The 16,183-nt window shown below is 68.1% G+C and carries 14 protein-coding genes; 3 read left to right on the plus strand and 11 right to left on the minus strand.

Features of this window, described 5'->3' with window-relative positions; translation table 11 throughout:
- Positions 1-13: 13 nt before the first annotated feature.
- The 7 genes from dld to ACZ0AE_RS11265 all read right to left on the minus strand — a co-directional run bounded on the left by dld (position 14) and on the right by ACZ0AE_RS11265 (position 7,302).
- Positions 14-1,714 (minus strand): D-lactate dehydrogenase, encoded by a 1,701-nt coding sequence (dld, locus tag ACZ0AE_RS11235; protein ID WP_463601143.1) that lies wholly within the window; start codon positions 1,712-1,714, stop codon positions 14-16.
- Positions 1,711-2,871, minus strand: coding sequence for an FMN-dependent L-lactate dehydrogenase LldD (gene lldD / locus ACZ0AE_RS11240; protein WP_463601144.1), 1,161 nt, complete (start codon positions 2,869-2,871; stop codon positions 1,711-1,713). The genes dld and lldD overlap by 4 nt, the downstream gene beginning before the upstream one ends.
- A 5-nt stretch (positions 2,872-2,876) precedes the next feature.
- Positions 2,877-3,641: a transcriptional regulator LldR gene (gene lldR, locus ACZ0AE_RS11245; RefSeq protein ID WP_038692117.1), complete on the minus strand. Its 765-nt coding sequence runs from the start codon at positions 3,639-3,641 to the stop codon at positions 2,877-2,879.
- 39 nt (positions 3,642-3,680) lie between these two features.
- On the minus strand, positions 3,681-5,339 hold the full coding sequence (lldP, locus tag ACZ0AE_RS11250) for an L-lactate permease (protein ID WP_038687964.1): 1,659 nt from the start codon (positions 5,337-5,339) through the stop codon (positions 3,681-3,683).
- A 187-nt stretch (positions 5,340-5,526) separates the two neighbouring features.
- Positions 5,527-5,964 carry a VOC family protein gene (locus tag ACZ0AE_RS11255; RefSeq protein WP_463601145.1) on the minus strand — a complete coding sequence of 146 codons (438 nt, stop codon included), beginning with the start codon at positions 5,962-5,964 and terminating at the stop codon, positions 5,527-5,529.
- The gene (locus ACZ0AE_RS11260) at positions 5,961-6,419 is read right to left on the minus strand and encodes an MgtC/SapB family protein (protein ID WP_038687960.1); all 459 of its coding nucleotides are present in this window, start codon (positions 6,417-6,419) and stop codon (positions 5,961-5,963) included. The genes ACZ0AE_RS11255 and ACZ0AE_RS11260 overlap by 4 nt, the downstream gene beginning before the upstream one ends.
- Positions 6,420-6,543: 124 nt before the next feature.
- Positions 6,544-7,302, minus strand: a complete 759-nt coding sequence (locus ACZ0AE_RS11265) for an SDR family NAD(P)-dependent oxidoreductase (protein ID WP_038687958.1) — start codon at positions 7,300-7,302, stop codon at positions 6,544-6,546.
- Between the two features lie 209 nt (positions 7,303-7,511).
- Here ACZ0AE_RS11265 and ACZ0AE_RS11270 point away from each other — a divergent pair, with 209 nt between their 5' ends.
- Positions 7,512-8,609: an alkene reductase gene (locus tag ACZ0AE_RS11270; protein ID WP_448133859.1), complete on the plus strand. Its 1,098-nt coding sequence runs from the start codon at positions 7,512-7,514 to the stop codon at positions 8,607-8,609.
- 115 nt (positions 8,610-8,724) lie between these two features.
- Here the strand turns inward: ACZ0AE_RS11270 and ACZ0AE_RS11275 are convergent, their stop codons facing one another.
- Both ACZ0AE_RS11275 and ACZ0AE_RS11280 read right to left on the minus strand, forming a co-directional pair.
- Positions 8,725-10,599, minus strand: coding sequence for a hypothetical protein (locus ACZ0AE_RS11275; RefSeq protein WP_463601146.1), 1,875 nt, complete (start codon positions 10,597-10,599; stop codon positions 8,725-8,727).
- A 310-nt stretch (positions 10,600-10,909) separates the two neighbouring features.
- Positions 10,910-12,805 (minus strand): CocE/NonD family hydrolase, encoded by a 1,896-nt coding sequence (locus ACZ0AE_RS11280; RefSeq protein WP_313422605.1) that lies wholly within the window; start codon positions 12,803-12,805, stop codon positions 10,910-10,912.
- A 187-nt stretch (positions 12,806-12,992) separates the two neighbouring features.
- Between ACZ0AE_RS11280 and ACZ0AE_RS11285 the strand changes: the two genes are divergently transcribed.
- Positions 12,993-13,376, plus strand: a complete 384-nt coding sequence (locus ACZ0AE_RS11285; protein WP_463601147.1) for a hypothetical protein — start codon at positions 12,993-12,995, stop codon at positions 13,374-13,376.
- Between the two features lies 1 nt (position 13,377).
- Here ACZ0AE_RS11285 and ACZ0AE_RS11290 read toward each other — a convergent pair whose 3' ends face one another.
- Positions 13,378-13,767 (minus strand): DUF4440 domain-containing protein, encoded by a 390-nt coding sequence (locus ACZ0AE_RS11290; protein WP_463601148.1) that lies wholly within the window; start codon positions 13,765-13,767, stop codon positions 13,378-13,380.
- Positions 13,764-15,119 carry an MFS transporter gene (locus ACZ0AE_RS11295; RefSeq protein WP_463601149.1) on the minus strand — a complete coding sequence of 452 codons (1,356 nt, stop codon included), beginning with the start codon at positions 15,117-15,119 and terminating at the stop codon, positions 13,764-13,766. The genes ACZ0AE_RS11290 and ACZ0AE_RS11295 overlap by 4 nt, the downstream gene beginning before the upstream one ends.
- A gap of 107 nt (positions 15,120-15,226) precedes the next feature.
- On the opposite strand from ACZ0AE_RS11295, the gene ACZ0AE_RS11300 reads away from it, so the two are divergent.
- Positions 15,227-16,123 (plus strand): LysR family transcriptional regulator, encoded by an 897-nt coding sequence (locus tag ACZ0AE_RS11300; protein ID WP_038687945.1) that lies wholly within the window; start codon positions 15,227-15,229, stop codon positions 16,121-16,123.
- The last annotated feature ends 60 nt before the right edge of the window (positions 16,124-16,183 follow it).

The raw sequence follows: 16,183 nt of genomic DNA on the forward strand, positions 1-16,183 counted from the left end.
ACCCGGTCCTGGTTCAGGTGCAGTCGCAGCCGTTCCAGTGGCGGGTTTTGGGCGTCTGGCCGATGCCCGGGTTGAACGTATTGCTGGGATCGAGCTGCTGATAGAACGCGGCCAGGGCCGGCTTGGCCGGGTACAGGTGGCCCACGTTGTGTTCGGCCGGGTACTCGGCGCCACGCGCGTCCAGCAACGCCCACATGGCATGCTCGATCGCCAGCGGATCTTCGCCCTTGCGCACGATGTAGTCCTGGTGGAACACGTGGCAGAAGAAGTGGCCGTAATACAGCTTGCCGGCCAGCTTGGCGTCGATGGCGGTCGGCAGCTGTTCCACCCACTGGCGGTCATCGCGGCGCAAGGCCACGTCCAGCGCGACGATGTCCTGCACCGCTTCACGGTGGACTTCGCGATACCGCACGGCCGCGCCGGCCACCGCAAAGCGGTGCAGGAACGCCTTGCGGCCTTCATCGGCGGTGCAGGCGAAGAAGTCACCCTCACCATCGGCGAAGTGCGTGCGCAGGAAGGTCTCGGTGGCGGCCGCATCCACCGCCGATACCTTCAACAGCAGGTGGTGCTCGTAACGGTCACGGAACTGCTTCATGCGGGGCGGCAGGTGCCCCGGCAGCAGGCGCATCATGGCCTGGATGACCCGGTCGGTGACCCCTCGCAGCCCCACCATCTCGAACCAGCCGTCGATGCGGCTCTTCAGCGCAAACGAGGCCGGTACCCGCGCAGTGCCCAGGCGATCGATGAGCAGGAAGGTGTCCTTGCCGTAGCGCTCGCCGATATCAAAGGCTTCGCGATGCAGGTACTCGCCGGAAATCGGCAGGCGTTCGAACGCCGTCAGCAGGTGGCGGCGGATCGCGGTGAGGTCGTCCATCGTGTTGCTGCCGATGTAGAACACCTCGGCCTGCTCGCGCGCGAAGGTATCCAGGCGCACCGCAAACACCGCCAGCTTGCCGGCCGACCCGGCCGCTTCGTAGTGCCGCGCGGGGTCGGCATTGAAGCGCGCCGGGGTGGGCGCATCCACCTGCCGCACCTGCTCGGCGTAGCGCGGGTCGGTCGCCGCGCGGCCGCTGTCGTTGTCGATGTCGGCAGCGCGGTAGTCCCCCCGCTGCAGGCGGTCCAGGATCTCTTCGGGTGCGCTGCCCAGCGCGATGCCCAGGTGATTGACCAGCTGCAGGTGCCCGTGCGCGTCGACCTGTGCGTACAGGGCCAGCTCGGTATACGCCGGGCCACGCCGCACCAGGGCGCCACCGGAGTTGTTGCATACGCCGCCCAGCACCGATGCACCGATGCAGGACGACCCGATCACCGAATGCGGCTCGCGATCCAACGGGGCCAGCAACTGCTCCAGCCGGTCCAGCGTGGCGCCGGGCAGGCACACCACCTGGCGGCCGTCGTTCACCAGCTGGATGCCGGTGAGGCGCAGCGTGTTGATGATCACCACCGGCCGGTCGTAGTCCGCGCCATCGGGGGTGGATCCGCCGGTCAGGCCGGTGTTGGCGGCCTGCATGATGACCACGGCATCGGCCGCTACCACTGCCTGCAGCACGCGCCACTGCTCCACCAGCGTACCCGGGCGCACCACGGCCAGCACCGGGCCGTCACCGAAGCGGTAGCCCTTGCGGAAGCGCCGGGTCGGTTTGTCGCCACTGAGCACATGCGCGGTGCCCACGATGGCGCGCAGCGCGGCCTGCAGCGCGGCAGGGTCGCTCACGGCCGCACCTGCGCGTGCCGGGCCATATCGGCCAGCGTGTCGCCGCTGATGTCGGCGATGGTCTTCGCCCCGGTCAGGGTCATCGCCACGCGCATCTCTTTGGCCATCAGGTCGAGCAGGTTGGCCACGCCCTCGCCGCCCTGCGCGGCCAGCGCATAGACGAACGCACGGCCCAGCAGCACGCTGTCGGCGCCCAGTGCGAGCATGCGCACCACGTCGAGGCCGCTGCGGATGCCCGAATCGGCCAGGATCTTCAGCTCGCCCTTCACCGCATCGGCAATCGACGGCAGCGCACGCGCGGTGGACAGCACGCCATCCAGCTGGCGGCCGCCGTGGTTGGAGACCACGATGCCGTCGGCGCCAAACCGCACTGCATCACGCGCATCGTCGGGGTCGAGGATGCCCTTGATCACCATGGGCCCGGTCCAGAATTCGCGGATCCACTCCAGGTCTTTCCAGGAGATGGAGGGATCGAAGTTGGCGCCCAGCCAGCCGATGTAGTCCGCCAGCCCGGTCGGGCTGCCGCGGTAAGTGGAGATGTTGCCCAGATCGTGCGGGCGCCCGCGCAGGCCCACGTCCCACGCCCAGCGCGGATGGGTGGCGGCCTGCAGCATGCGCCGCAGCGGCGCGTTGGGGCCGCTCATGCCCGAGTGGGCGTCGCGGTAGCGTGCCCCGGGGGTGGGCATGTCCACGGTGAATACCAGCGTGGTCACCCCGGCGGCCTTGGCCCGCTCCAGCGCATTGCGCATGAAGCCGCGGTCCTTCAGCACGTACAGCTGGAACCACATCGGGCGGTCGATGGCCGGCGCCACTTCTTCGATCGGGCACACCGACACCGTCGACAGGGTGAAGGGAATGCCGCGACTGGCCGCCGCCCGCGCCGCCTGCACCTCGCCGCGTCGCGCATACATCCCGGTCAGCCCGACCGGCGCCAGCGCCACCGGCATCGCCAGGCTCTCGCCGAACAGGGTTGTCTCCAGACTCAGCTCGGCCATGTTGCGCAGCACGCGCTGGCGCAGCGCGATGTCGGCCAGGTCGGACACGTTGCGCTTGAGGGTGTGTTCGGCATACGCGCCGCCATCGATGTAGTGGAACAGGAACGGCGGCAGCCGGCGCTGGGCGGCCGCGCGGTAATCGGTGGAGGCGGAGATGATCATGGGAATCAACCGTGGGCAGAAGGAAGCCGCGAGGCGCGCGCGCGCCGGGCCTCGTTGTCGTCAAGCGTGCGCAGCGAGGTGTGCACGAATTCCAGGTGGGCGTGTGCGGCGGCACGCGCGCGTTCGGGATCGCCGGACAGCACCCCGTCCATCATTTCCCGGTGCTGCACCGACAACGGCTCAAAGGTGCGCGGCGAGGTGTACAGCTTTTCGCGGCTCTGCGAGATGTTGGTCTGCAGCAGCTCGAACAGGCCACGCATCACCTGCAGCAGCACCAGGTTGTGCGACGCCTCGGCGATGGCCAGGTGGAAGGCCGCATCGGCGCGCGCCTCACCGGCCGGGTCGTCCTTGCCGTGGGCGGCCATCATGGTGTCGAAGGCATCGCGGATCTTCGCCCGGTCCGCATCGGTGGCGCGCAACGCGGCGTGCCAGGCAGTGGCGCCTTCCAGCGCATGGCGGATCTCCAGCACGTCGAAGCGGTATTCCGGGTCACCCTGGAACAGCGGCAGGTACGGCATCAGCGGTTCGTCGATGGCCTGCCGGGCACGCGCGGCGGGTTCGGCCACGTAGGTGCCACCGCCCACCCGCGCGGTCAGCAGGCCTTGGCTGGCCAGCTGCGCGATCGCCTCGCGCAGGGCGGTGCGTGACACCCCCAGCTGCACGGCCAGCGCCCGCTCGGCCGGCAGCCGATCCCCCGGCTGCAGGTTCTGCGTGCTCACCAGGCCACGCAGCTGCGCGGCCACCTTGTCGGACAGGCGTTCGTTCTTCATGCCGTCATTGTCGCCCGCATGGCTGGATCCGCGCATGACTCAGGGAATCATCCAGGTCAGCCAGTAGGCCTGCAGCGTGGTGATGATGCCCACCATCACGGTGAAGATCAGGCTGTGCTTGACCGTGAAGCGGAACAGGTCGGACTCCTTGCCGGCCAGCCCCACCGCCGCGCAGGCGATGGCGATGGACTGCGGCGAGATCATCTTGCCGGTCACCCCGCCGGTGGTGTTGGCCGCCACCAGCAGCACCTCGGACACGCCGATCTGCTGGGCGGTGGTGGCCTGCAGCGCCGAGAACAGCGCGTTGGAGGAGGTGTCCGAGCCGGTCAGGAACACGCCCAGCCAGCCCAGGAACGGCGAGAAGAAGGTGAACGCCTTGCCGGTGTGTGCCAGGGCCAGCGCCAGTGTGGCCGACAGACCCGAGTAGTTGGCGATGAAGGCAAACGCCAGCACCATGCCGATCGAGTAGATGGGCACCTTCAGCTCGTTGGCGGTCTCACCGAACGTGCGCAGCGCTGCGGCCGGACGCATCTTCAGCAGCACGATGGCCAGCACCGCGCCGAGCATGATGGCGGTGCCGGTGGCCGATACGGCATCGAACTTGTACACCGCCTCGTAGGCGCTGGGCGATGGCACGATGGGCGGCATCTTCTGCACCAGCTGGTCCAGCGCCGGCACCGGCAGTTTGAGCACCCAGTGTTCCAGCGGCCCGCCAGCGGCGAACAACGCCTTGAACGGCTTGATGCTCCATACCGTGACCATCGCGGTCAGGATCAGGAACGGCGACCACGCCTTGATGATCTGCCCGGTGCGGTAACGCGGGGCCTCCAGCGCCTGCGCTGCGGCCTCCGCACTGGTTTCGGTATCGAAGCGGAAGATCCGCACCGGCTTCCAGCGGCGCAGGAACAGGGTCAGGCACACCAGCGAGGCCAGCGAGGCGGTGATGTCGGGCAGTTCCGGGCCGATGAAATTGGAGGTCAGGTACTGCGCGATGGCGAACGAGCCGCCAGCCACCAGCACCGCCGGCCAGGTTTCCTTGACGCCGCGCCAGCCGTCCATGATCGCCATGATCCAGAACAGCACGATGATGGTCAGGAACGGCAGCTGGCGGCCGGCCATCTGCCCGATCTCGAACGGATCCAGGCCGGTGACCTGCCCCGCCACGATGATCGGAATGCCCATCGCGCCAAAGGCGACCGGTGCGGTGTTGACGATCAGGCACAGCCCGGCCGCATACAGCGGCTTGAAGCCCAGCCCCACCAGCAGCGCGGCGGTGATCGCCACCGGTGCACCGAAACCGGCCGCGCCTTCCAGAAACGCGCCGAACGCGAAGCCGACCATCAGCATCTGCAGGCGCTGGTCTTCGGTGACCGACAGGATCGAGGCCCGGATGATGTCGAACTGCCCGGTCTTGACCGAGACCTTGTACAGGAACACCGCGCCCAGGATGATCCAGGCGATCGGCCACAGCCCGTAGATGAAGCCGTACGCGCCGGCCGCGAACGCCTGCTGCACCGGCATGCGGTAGAACAGCAGCGCCACCGCCAAAGCGATAGCCACGGTGAGCGTTCCGGCCAGCCAGCCCTTCATGCGCAGCACGGCCAGGGCGACGAAGAAGAAGGCGATCGGCAACAGCGCGATCAGGCTGGACAGCCACAGGTTGCCAGCGGGGTCATACAGTTGTTGCCAGGGCTGCATCGGCGGATCTCAACGGGACGGACGGAAGGCCGCGCACGGGAGGTGCGGGCCGGCATGCATTCCCACCCCCGCCGTTATTGGTAAGACCAATAAGCAGCGAAGGATCAGGAAGTGTCCGCATTGAAACGCCAATTGCGCGACAGGCCTATTAGACCATAGGTCTATGCCCCGTATTTTGGTATGACCATTAGCTGCAGCCGCAGTCGCTCGCCGGGCCCTTCAGCTCCACCCCGTTGCCGTCCGGGTCGTGCAGGTACACCGACAGGCCATCGCCTTCGGCGCCGAAGTTGTTCTCCGGCTTGCCCCGCAGTTCCACCGCGTGCATCTGCAGGTGCGCCCGCAGCCGTTCAACATCGAACGGCTCCACCCGCAGGCACAGGTGCTCCAGGTTGCGCCCCTGCGCGCCCGCCGCCGCGCCGCCGGGTGCGCCCAGCTTTCCGTCCACGGCCACCAGGTCGATCATTGAGGTCCCGGCGTGCAGGTGCACCATGCCCAGCGATGGCCGTTCGCGCGCCACCGTGCAGCCGAGCACATCACGATAAAACGCCACGGCGCGCGGCAGGTCCTGCACGCGCAGCACGATGTGGTCGATATGTTGGATCTGGAAGGGACGGTCGCTGCTCATGACGCCTCCAGTTTTTTGGCAATCCGACTGAACACGGCCAGCACGATCAGACACAGAATGCTGACCCCGATGGCGATGACGTACTCGCCGATGCCCACCGCGATGCCGATCGACGCCGACATGATCAGCGAGCTCGCCGTGGTCAGGCCGCTGACCTGGTCATCGCGCGACCCGCGCAGGATGGTGCCGGCGGCAACGAAGCCAACGCAGGCCACCACCGCTTCGATCAGGCGCACCGGATCCACCTGCAGCAGGTCGCGATACCGCTCCTGCTGGAAGTGTTCGGCGATGCTGTCGCCCAGGCCCACGATCAAGGCGGCCGCGCCGGCAATCAGCATGTGCGTGCGCAGCCCGGCCGCGTGCTTGCCCATCTCGCGCTCGATGCCGATCAAGCCACCAAACACCATGGCTGCGGCAATCCGCAGCAGTATCGATAGATCCTGTTCCAGTCCCATCCGTACGTCCTCGCCTGTTCGGCCCAGCCTTGCGTGGCGGCCGTGGCAGCACCGTGAAGGGGTGCGTGAGGCGGATGTGCACAGTCATGCGGCAGTGGGGTACCGCATGACCGGCGGGCGCTCCTTACTGCGCCAGGTAGCCGCCGTCGATGGCGTAATAGGTGCCGGTGGCGAACGAGGCATCGTCGCTGGCCAGCCACGCCACCAGCGCGGCGACCTCATCGGGCTGGCCGAGACGGCCCAGTGCGTGCTTGCTTTCCAGCGCCTGCTTGACCGTCGGGTCCATCTTGTCCAGCAGCGGCGTGGCAATGAAACCGGGGCCCACGGCATTGACCCGGATTCTGTCGCCGGCATGCTCCCACGCCGCGGTCTGGGTCAACCCGACCACCCCGTGCTTGGCCGCCACGTAGGCAGCGGAATTGTTGAACCCCACCTGCCCCAGGATGGACGCCATGTTGATGATGCTGCCGCCCTTGCCGCCGTTGCGCATGGCCTGGATCTGCGCACGCTGGCACAGGAACACGCTGGTGAGATTGACGTCGATGACGCGCTTCCAGCCGTCCACCGGGTAGTCGCCACTGGTCGCCGACGGCCCGCCGATGCCGGCGTTGTTGACGGCGATGTGCAGCCCGCCCAGTTCCTGCACGGTGCGCTGTACCGCCGCTTCAACGGCCTTCTCGTCGGTCACGTCCAGCGCGATGCCGATCGCCTTGACGCCCTTGGCGCGCAGCGCTTCGGCCGTCTTCTGCACCGCCTCGTCCTTCAGATCCCACACCGCCACCGCTGCACCGGATGCCGCAAGCAGTTCGGCCGCGGCCAAGCCGATGCCGGACACGCCACCGGTCACGATCGCCACCTTGCCCTTGAGCTGATAATCAATCATCGCGTTGTACCTCTGGTTGGAACATGTCGCAGGCAGCGCCTGCATCTGCCCTCACGGTACGCCTGCAACGCGTTACAGAACGTGCACAGGGGCGACCGCAACAATGCTTCCCATCGGTGCAACGCACGCCCCCCTATGCTGGCGGTCGTACGTCCACATCTGGTCATTACACGCTGCGTGATGCGGCCCCCTCCTCCCTAGGTATGCACATGACTTCTTCCAGTGACGGCCCCCTGTTCACCCCTACCCGCCTCGGCGCGATCGCGGTCGCCAACCGCATCGCGATGGCACCGCTTACCCGCAACCGTGCCATCGAAGGGCGCGTGCCCAATCCCCTGGCGATCCAGTACTACGAACAGCGCGCCAGCGCGGGCCTGATCATTGCCGAGGCCACCCAGATCAGCCCGCTGGGCCAGGGCTACCTGGACACCCCGGGCATCTACAGCCAAGGCCAGATCGACGCGTGGAAGAAGGTCACCGATGCGGTGCATGCACGCGGCGGCAAGATCGTGCTGCAGCTGTGGCACGTGGGCCGCATCTCGCACACCAGCCTGCTGCCCGACGGCGAGGTGCCGGTGGCCCCGAGCGCGCTGCCGGCCAAGGCCAAGACCTTCACCGCCAAGGGCTTTGAAGACGTGTCGGTGCCGCGCGCACTGGAACTGTCCGAGATTCCCGCGCTCATCCAGGACTATCGCCAAGCCGCGCGCAACGCGATCACCGCCGGCTTCGACGGCGTGGAAGTGCACGCCGCCAACGGCTATCTGATCGACCAGTTCCTGCGCGACGGCAGCAACCAGCGCACCGACGCGTACGGTGGCAGCATCGAAAACCGCACCCGCCTGCTCGACGAGGTGGTCCGTGCGATCGCGTCGGAGATCGGCCCCGAGCGTACCGGCGTGCGCCTGTCCCCGGTGACCCCTGCCAACGACGCCCACGATTCGCAGCCGCAGCCGTTGTTCGAACGCGCGGTGGAACGCCTGGATGCGATTGGCCCGCTGGCCTTCATCCACGTCATCGAAGGCGCCACCGGTGGCCCACGCGACAACATCGCGTTCGACTACGCGGCGCTGCGTGCGAAGTTCAAGGGCGCGTGGATCGCCAACAACGGCTACACCAAGGACACCGCCGAAGCCGCCATCGCCTCCGGCTACGCCGACGTCATCGCCTTCGGCCGTCCGTTCATCGCCAACCCCGACCTGGTGGAACGCCTGCGCCTGGGCGTTGCGCTGTCCGACCTGGACCCGGACACGCTGTACGGCGGTGGCTCGCGCGGCTACACCGATTACCCGAGCGTCTCCGGCGCATGACCCGGTAGAGCCGACCGTTGGTCGGCTGCCTTGGCAATGCCGATGGTTGGTCGGCTGCCTTTGCAATGCCGTCCATTGGTCGGCTGTCCTTGGCAATGCCGGCCGCTGGCCGGCATTACCGCATCGCGGGCGTTGTGTCGCCACCCTGCAACACCGGCATCAACGCATTCGGCAACCGACAGGGCTGCTGCGGCGTGCTGTCCTGACGCCATCCCATGCCCAGCATCACGCCTGCTCCCCGTGCGAGCACATCATCGCCGGGTGCCGGGCAGCTGACGTCACTGACCAGCACCTGCCCGTTGCGATCCAGCCACTGCTGGACGAAGTACGGGCCATCGGGCAGCTGCATCGTGCCCAGGTTGAGCCGGGCCACCGCGTGACCCTGCACGTCTCCTTCCCAGGTCGTTTCCAGCGCCACGCCGGTGAAGGCCAAGCGTCGCCGCATCAGTACCGTGTAATCGGCATCCAGCAGGGTCAGCTCCTCATCGCCGTCCTCCAGATACCGCCGCGTCAACGTGCGGTCTTCGCCCCACGGCAGGATCTCCAGGTACCGGGGCGGCAGCGGCTCGCTGCCATCGGCCAGCATCAGGCCCTGCCGCCCCTCGCGGCGGAACACCACGCGCCGTGCGTCCATGTGCTCAACCCCATCGACGCTGCGCCCGATCACCTTGCCCAGTGCGATGTTGTACAGCTGGTTCTGGCCCGTGGCCTGGTTCCACAGCAACAGCAGCGGTGGCACCACATGATCGTCGTCGATCGCCAGGCCTTCGGGCACCGTGTGTGCGGTGGCGCCCTCCCACCACAACCGGGGCGAGGACTCGCCCACAAACGTGCCCAGCAGGCCCGCGCCCACCGCGTCCAGCTGGTCGACGTTGGGCGGGGCGAACATCAGCTGGCCGTTGCAGTCGCGTACCGCGGCGCGGTGGTCGTCGGTGGCAGGGTGAACGCGCCACGGCGGTGCCTGCCGCTGCTCGGCATCGGGCTCGCCCAGCACGGCAGCCAGCGCGGCCGGCACCTCGGTGGGTGGCGAAGCATCGTCGTCATGCACCACCTGCCAACGACCATCGCAGTAGTCCATCCGAACCCGGCCGCGCGTAGTGGGCTGCGCGGTAAAGCGTCCGTCGGCCATCAGCCAACCGGGCTCGGGGGTGTCTTTCTCGCGGCCGGTGGCATGGCGGCTGACCTGCTCGGGCCAGTCGCGCCGGCCTGCGCTGCCGCCGTACTGGCGATAGCGTGGGTACAGGCCTTGTTGGCGGTAGCGCGCCGCATCTGTCGCCCTGCCCTGCGCATCCACCCGCCGCCACAGCTCGCCCTGGCGCAACCACCAGCCGCCGTCGCTGACCGGCAGCAGTGCGTCAATGTCGTCGGCGAACAGCGTCTTGCCGGCTTCGTTCTGCACGCTGCACTGCGCGGGCACCTCGACACTACAGGACACATACACGTGACGGCCGACGAAGGGCCCGGCCACCCACTGCGCCTTGCGTTCGTCCAGCTCCATCACCGGTTGCCCATGCAGGTCGTGGAAACGCAACGCACCACTGTTGGCATGCCACAACACGCGATCGGGCACGGCCAGGGGCAGCCACTCGCCATCGTTCAACGCCGGCAGGCGCACCTGCCCCAGTGCATCCACCACGCCCCAAGCGCCCGTCGGCTCGCCGTCTGCGCGGATGAACGCCTTCCATAAGGGGTCGCCGGGCGCGGCCTGCGGCAGCACGAAGGGCGTGTGGTACTCGGTGTAGCCGTGGTCTTCGCGCAGCAGTCGTCCTGCATCGTCGTACCACTGCTGGGGCGTGGCGTCGCCCTGTGCGCGCATCCAGCGATCGGCAGCCAGCCGCACCATGCGCTCGCCGTTGGGTGCCACCAGCAGGCGGCCATCGGCGGCTACCAGCGCATCGGCGCCGAAGCGGTGGCCCAGCACGGTGAACGACTGCGCCTGCACCGGCGTGGCCAGCGCGGCCAGCACCGTCAGCACGAACATCCTTTTCATCGGTCACATCAGGAAAAACGGAGTTGCACGCTAGCGCCTGTGCACGGGCGACGCAATGCGCGGTAGAGCCGACCGTTGGTCGGCTGCACCCGGATCCGCGCGAAGGCAGCCGACCAACGGTCGGCTCTACCGGTGTGTGGACGATCTGCGTGCAGCCGACCAACGGTCGGCTCTACCGGTGTGTGGAGGATCCGGGTGCAGCCGACCAACGGTCGGCTCTACCGGTGTGTGGAGGATCTGGGTGTAGCCGACCAACGGTCGGCTCTACCCGGGCGTTGATGGTTATCCGTGCGTCAGCGTGCGTCCGCGGTCAATACACCGGCAACGAAATAAAGCTCGCCTGCTGCGGCGCGTGCCACACCTGCTGCGTCGCCTTCTGGTAATCGCCCGGCTTGGCCAGGTAGATGTTCGGCACGAACGTCTGCGGGTTGCGGTCGTAGAGCGGGAACAGGCTGGACTGCACCTGCACCATCACCCGGTGGCCCGGCTGGAACACGTGGTTGGCCGTGGGCAAGCCGAATGTGTAATCGAGCACCTGGTTGGCCGCGATCGCCTTGGGCGCACTGAAACTCTCGCGGTAGCGCCCGCGGAAGATCGCCATCGACACCGCCAGCTCATAGCCGCCCATCTCCGGCGTGGACGGGGTCTGGTCGGGGTACACGTCGATCAGCTTCACCACCCAGTCGGCATCGCTGCCGGTGGTGGCCGCCGCAAGGTTCACCTGCGGCGCGCCGCCGATGCGCAGCGGTTCGGTCAGCGGTTCGCTGACGAAGGTCAGCACGTCGGGCCGCCCGTCCACGAAACGCTGGTCCTTCACCAACCAGCTGGTCCACATGTCGCGGTCGGCGAAGCGTACCGGGCGCGGCACGAACGGCACCGGCTTGGCCGGGTCCGCCACGTAGGCCTCGTAGGTGGCTTCGCCCGGCTGCGGCGCCTCGAACGACAGCTTGCCGCCCGCACGCAGATACAGCGGCTTGCTCTGTGCCACCGTCCGCGGCCACTGCTGCAGCTTGTCCCAGTGGTTCTCACCGGTGTTGTAGATCAGCACCGGCGGCGTATCGGCCTTGGCCGCGCCATCCACCAGGTACTGGTCGAAGAACGGCTTGAGTACGTCGCGGCGGAACTGCAGTGCGGTATCGCCGTCGAACTTCAGCGCGCCCAGATTGCTGCCGTCGTAGTTCACCTGGCTGTGCCGCCACGGGCCCATCACCAGGTAGTTGAGCGTGTTGCTGCTGTCACGCGGCTCCATCGCCGCATAGCTGTGCACCGCGCCCCACATGTCTTCCTGGTCCCACAGGCCCTGCAGCCACATGGTGGGCACCTTCAGCGGGGTCTTGGCCATCTGCGCATCCAGCGCCTGTTCCTGCCAGAAGGCGTCGTAGGCCGGATGCTCGATCAGCTTGTGCCACCACGGCAGCTGGTCCAGCCCATTGGCGCGCGCGTAGTCGCCCGCCGAGCCGGCACGCAGGAAGGTGGTGTAGTCGTCGTAGCCGACGCTGGGAATCGACGGCCCCTTGCCGCGCTTGGCCAGCTGGCCGGTGAAGTAGCCGAAGTTGACCTGGCGGAAGGCACCGTAGTTGAGCCAGTCATCGCCCATCCAGCCGTCGATCATCGGACTCTGCGGTGCGGCCACCTTCAGCGCCGGGTGCGGGTTGGTCAGCGCCATCACCACGGTGAAGCCTTCATACGAAGAGCCCAGCATGCCGACCTTGCCGTTGCTTTCGGGCACGTGCTTGACCAGCCAGTCGATGGTGTCCCAGGCGTCGGTGGCATGGTCCACCTTGGTGCTGTTGAGCGGCCCGCGCAGCGGCCGGGTCATCACGTAATCGCCTTCGGAGCCGTACTTGCCGCGGATGTCCTGGAACACCCGGATGTAGCCGCCGTCGACGAACACCTCATCGCCCTGGGGCAGGATGTCGCGCATGTGCGGCGAGTCGATGCGCTTGGCGCGGTTGGCCGCGTCATACGGCGTGCGGGTCAGCAGGATCGGGGCGTGCTTCGCGCCCTTGGGCACCACGATCACCGTGTAGAGCTTTGTGCCGTCCCGCATCGGCACCATCACCACGCGCTTGTCGTAGTCATTGCTGGCCGTGGGCGTGACGAACCCCTTGGCCGGAATATCCGGGGTCATCGGCGAGGTCTGCGCCGACACACTGGCGGCAACCATGAGGCTCAACAGCACGACAGGCACGACACGGACACGCATGGGCTCTCTCCCGGCAGGGTGGCAATCACCGCAGCCTAGCGCCGCCCGCGCCGCGCCGGTAGATGCCGATGGTCCCAATCGCCCGCATTCAGCCATCAACCACCGTGTCGTGCAAAGCCATGCGCGCCACCGCAGAATGGGCCCCGGAGTCCACGGCGGCACTCTCCACCGGACCAGGCGGCTGATGATGAAGAACCACTACACACTGCAGGCACTGGTGCGCGCCGAGCTGGCGTCACGGGAGGAAGAGCAGCGCGTCTATTTCCAGATGCGCGATGCCGTTGCCGCGGGCGCGCCATTCCAGCCCATCGCCGACCTGGAAGCGCTGGCGGACGTCCTGCAGGACGTCAGCTGCTACGTGGCGCATAACGTGGTGACCTGGAAGGGGCGCACCGCCCTGTTCGGCGGGCGCACCTTCCGTGCCACGGCGGCCGATGTGGTCGCCTTCCTGCGTGGCGCAATGCAGGCCGGCGATGTGCGGCCGCTGCTCATCGCGCCCTGCTTCAGCGCGCGACCCGACCGTGTGGTGTTGGTCGACGAGGACCAGCTCGGCGTTTACCGCGTGCGCTGACTCAGGCGCTGGCTGTTTCATGCAGCGCCAACCAGCGCCATTGCCCGTGCTCCTGGCGAAGCACGGCCAGCGATTCCCGCCAGCGCATCGCGCCCTCCTCCACGCCCTGGCCTTCGCGATAGCGCAGCATGGCCAGCGGCGACGGCAGGGCCGTGGCCTGCACCGATTCGATGGCGATCACCAGCCCGGGGCGTGCGCCGTGGCTGCCGGCGAACAACGCCTGCACGGCGTCTCGATCCAGGCGCTGGCCGGCCACCCCGACCATGCAGAAGTCATCGGTGAAACGCGCCATCAGCGTGTCCAGCGCGGATACCGGGATACGCGCGTTGAACCAGTCTTCGATCAGCACATGCAGCGCGTGGATTTCGTGCAAGGCGGAGGTGTCAGTCATGCGGAGGTCCTCAAGGTCAGGGTGGACGCCGGCAGGCGCCAGAGCAGAAGCAGCGGCAGCAGGCTCATGCCAGCCGCCAGCAACAGGGTGAGCGCGAAAGCGCGGTCGGGCATCCGCGACGACAGCACCGCCAGCACGCAGGCCAGCAGCGCGGCGGCCAGGCAGAAACTGAGTTGGCGGTTGAGATTCCAGAGCGCGCTGGCCGGCAGCATGTCCTGGTCCTGCATGCCCTGGAACGCGAGCGTCTGCGCGCTGCTGCTGCACAGGCTGCCGCCCAGCCCCATCAGCGCAAATGCCAGCACTGGCAACCCTGGCTGGCCAGGCTGGATGCCGATCAACAGCACGATGCCCACGGCCTGGCACAGCATGCCCGCGCTCAACAGCGGCCGCGCACCGATGCGCGGCAGCCAGTGCCGCGTAGTGGCGATCGCGCAGGCCGAGGCCATCGCCCAAGGCAGCATGAAGCCGCCGATGGCCGCCGCGGTGTAGCCCTGCCGATGCAGCAGCAGCGTCGCCACCAGCTGGGTGCCGATGAAGGTACCCGGCACCAGCAGGTACACCACCATGGCCAGGCGCAGCGTGGGGTGTCGCAGCAACGCCCAGTGCAGTACCGGCTGCGCAGTGCGGGCGGCGGTGCGCGCATAGACCGCCAGCACACCGGCGGCGACCACCAGCAGCGCGATGCCCAGCGTGCGCTGCTGGGCCTCGGCGATCTGGCTCAGGGCCACCAGCAGCAGGCTCAGGCCCAGCGAGCCCAGCACCAGGCCGCGCCGGTCCAGCCGCGGCAGCGCCCGCGGCGCCTCGGTGCGGATCCACGCGGCAGCCAGCAGCAGCGTGAGCGCGGCCAGTGGCACGCTGGCCAGCAACACCCAGCGCCATGATCCCAGCCCGACCAGCCAGCCGCCCAGGGTCGGCGACAGCGCCGGCACCAGCAGGGCCACGGCCATGATGCGCGCGGTGAGGCGGCCACGTTCGGCCGGTGGGCAATGCCGGTAGGCCATCGCCTGCCCGACCGGAATCAGCAACCCGCCGCCCAGTCCCTGCAGCAGCCGCCAGCCGATCAACGCTTCGATGCTGGGCGCAGTGCCGGCCAGGATCGCGCCCAGCGCAAACACCGCCAGCGACAGGCACAGCAGCCGGCGCTCGCCCAGCCGCGCGGCCAGCCAGCTGCCCAGCGGGATCACCAGGGTCAGGCCCAGCATGTAGGCGTTGCCGATCCACGCCAGCTGCGGCACCGAGGCGTGCAGGTCGGCCGCCACGGCCGGATAGGCCACCGTGCCGATGAACATGTTGACCAGGTCCAGCGAGAACCCGAGCAGGTACAGCAGCTCCACTTTGGCGCGATAGGTCATGCGGCACTCCAGTTGCGAGGCGGCAGCATGCGCGCTGGGCGGCGCTGGATAAACCGAACATCCGATGCAAGACTGTCAAACCATTTTTGACACAAGAGGCGTGCGCGATGGTCAGCCTGGACCGCTTCGAGACCTTCAAGGCCGTGGTCGATGCCGGCAGCCTCACCGCAGCCGCGCAGCGCCTGGGCCAGAGCAAGGCGGTGGTGAGCTTCAATCTGAAGCGGCTGGAGCAGGAACTGGGCGTGACCCTGCTGGTGCGCAATACCCGCAGCCTGGCGCTGACCGAGGCCGGCGAGCGCTTCCACCAGCACTGCGTGGCGATGCTGGCCACCGCCGAACGGGCCATCGAAGAGGCCCGCAGCGAGCAGCTGCAGCTGCGCGGCACGCTGCGCCTGACCACCACGCCCGAATATGCCGCCGCCAAGGTGGTGCCGCTGCTGGAGGGGTTCCGCGCCCTGCACCCGCAGCTGCGGCTGCACCTGTCGACCACACCGGCGCATGCCGACCTGATTCCCGAGCGGTTCGACCTGGCCATTCGATTGGGGCGCATGGCCGATTCCGAGCTGCGCGCCACCCTGCTCGATGAGCACGCGTTGTGTGCGGTGGCCGCGCCGTCGGTGTTGTCGGGCTTGCCCGATGATGCCGCGCGTGACGACCCGGACTGGGTGCGTACGCTGCCACGGCTGGGCTATCCGCGTTTGGCGGACCTGCCGCTGATCGCCCCCGATGGCAGCGACCAGATGTTTGCCAGCAACCCCGCCGATGCGGTGGTCACGGTAGACAATGCGTCCACGTTGCGTGCCTTCGCGCTGGCCGGGGCCGGCGCCACGGTGCTGCCACAGTGGTTGATTGCCGAGGACCTGGCGGCAGGTCGGCTGCTGCCGATCCTGCGCGGGCACCGCTTTCCGCGCCAGGGGGTGTATGCGGTGTTTCCCAACACCGCACATCCTTCGCGTCGGGTGCAGCTGTTGCTGGCGCACCTGCGCCAGCATCTGCCCGGCTGAGCCGCGGCAGGCACGACCAACGGTCGTGCCCTACCGGGTTGCGTGCAGGGGTTGGCCATC

It is taken from the genome of Stenotrophomonas sp. AC248, assembly GCF_979258185.1.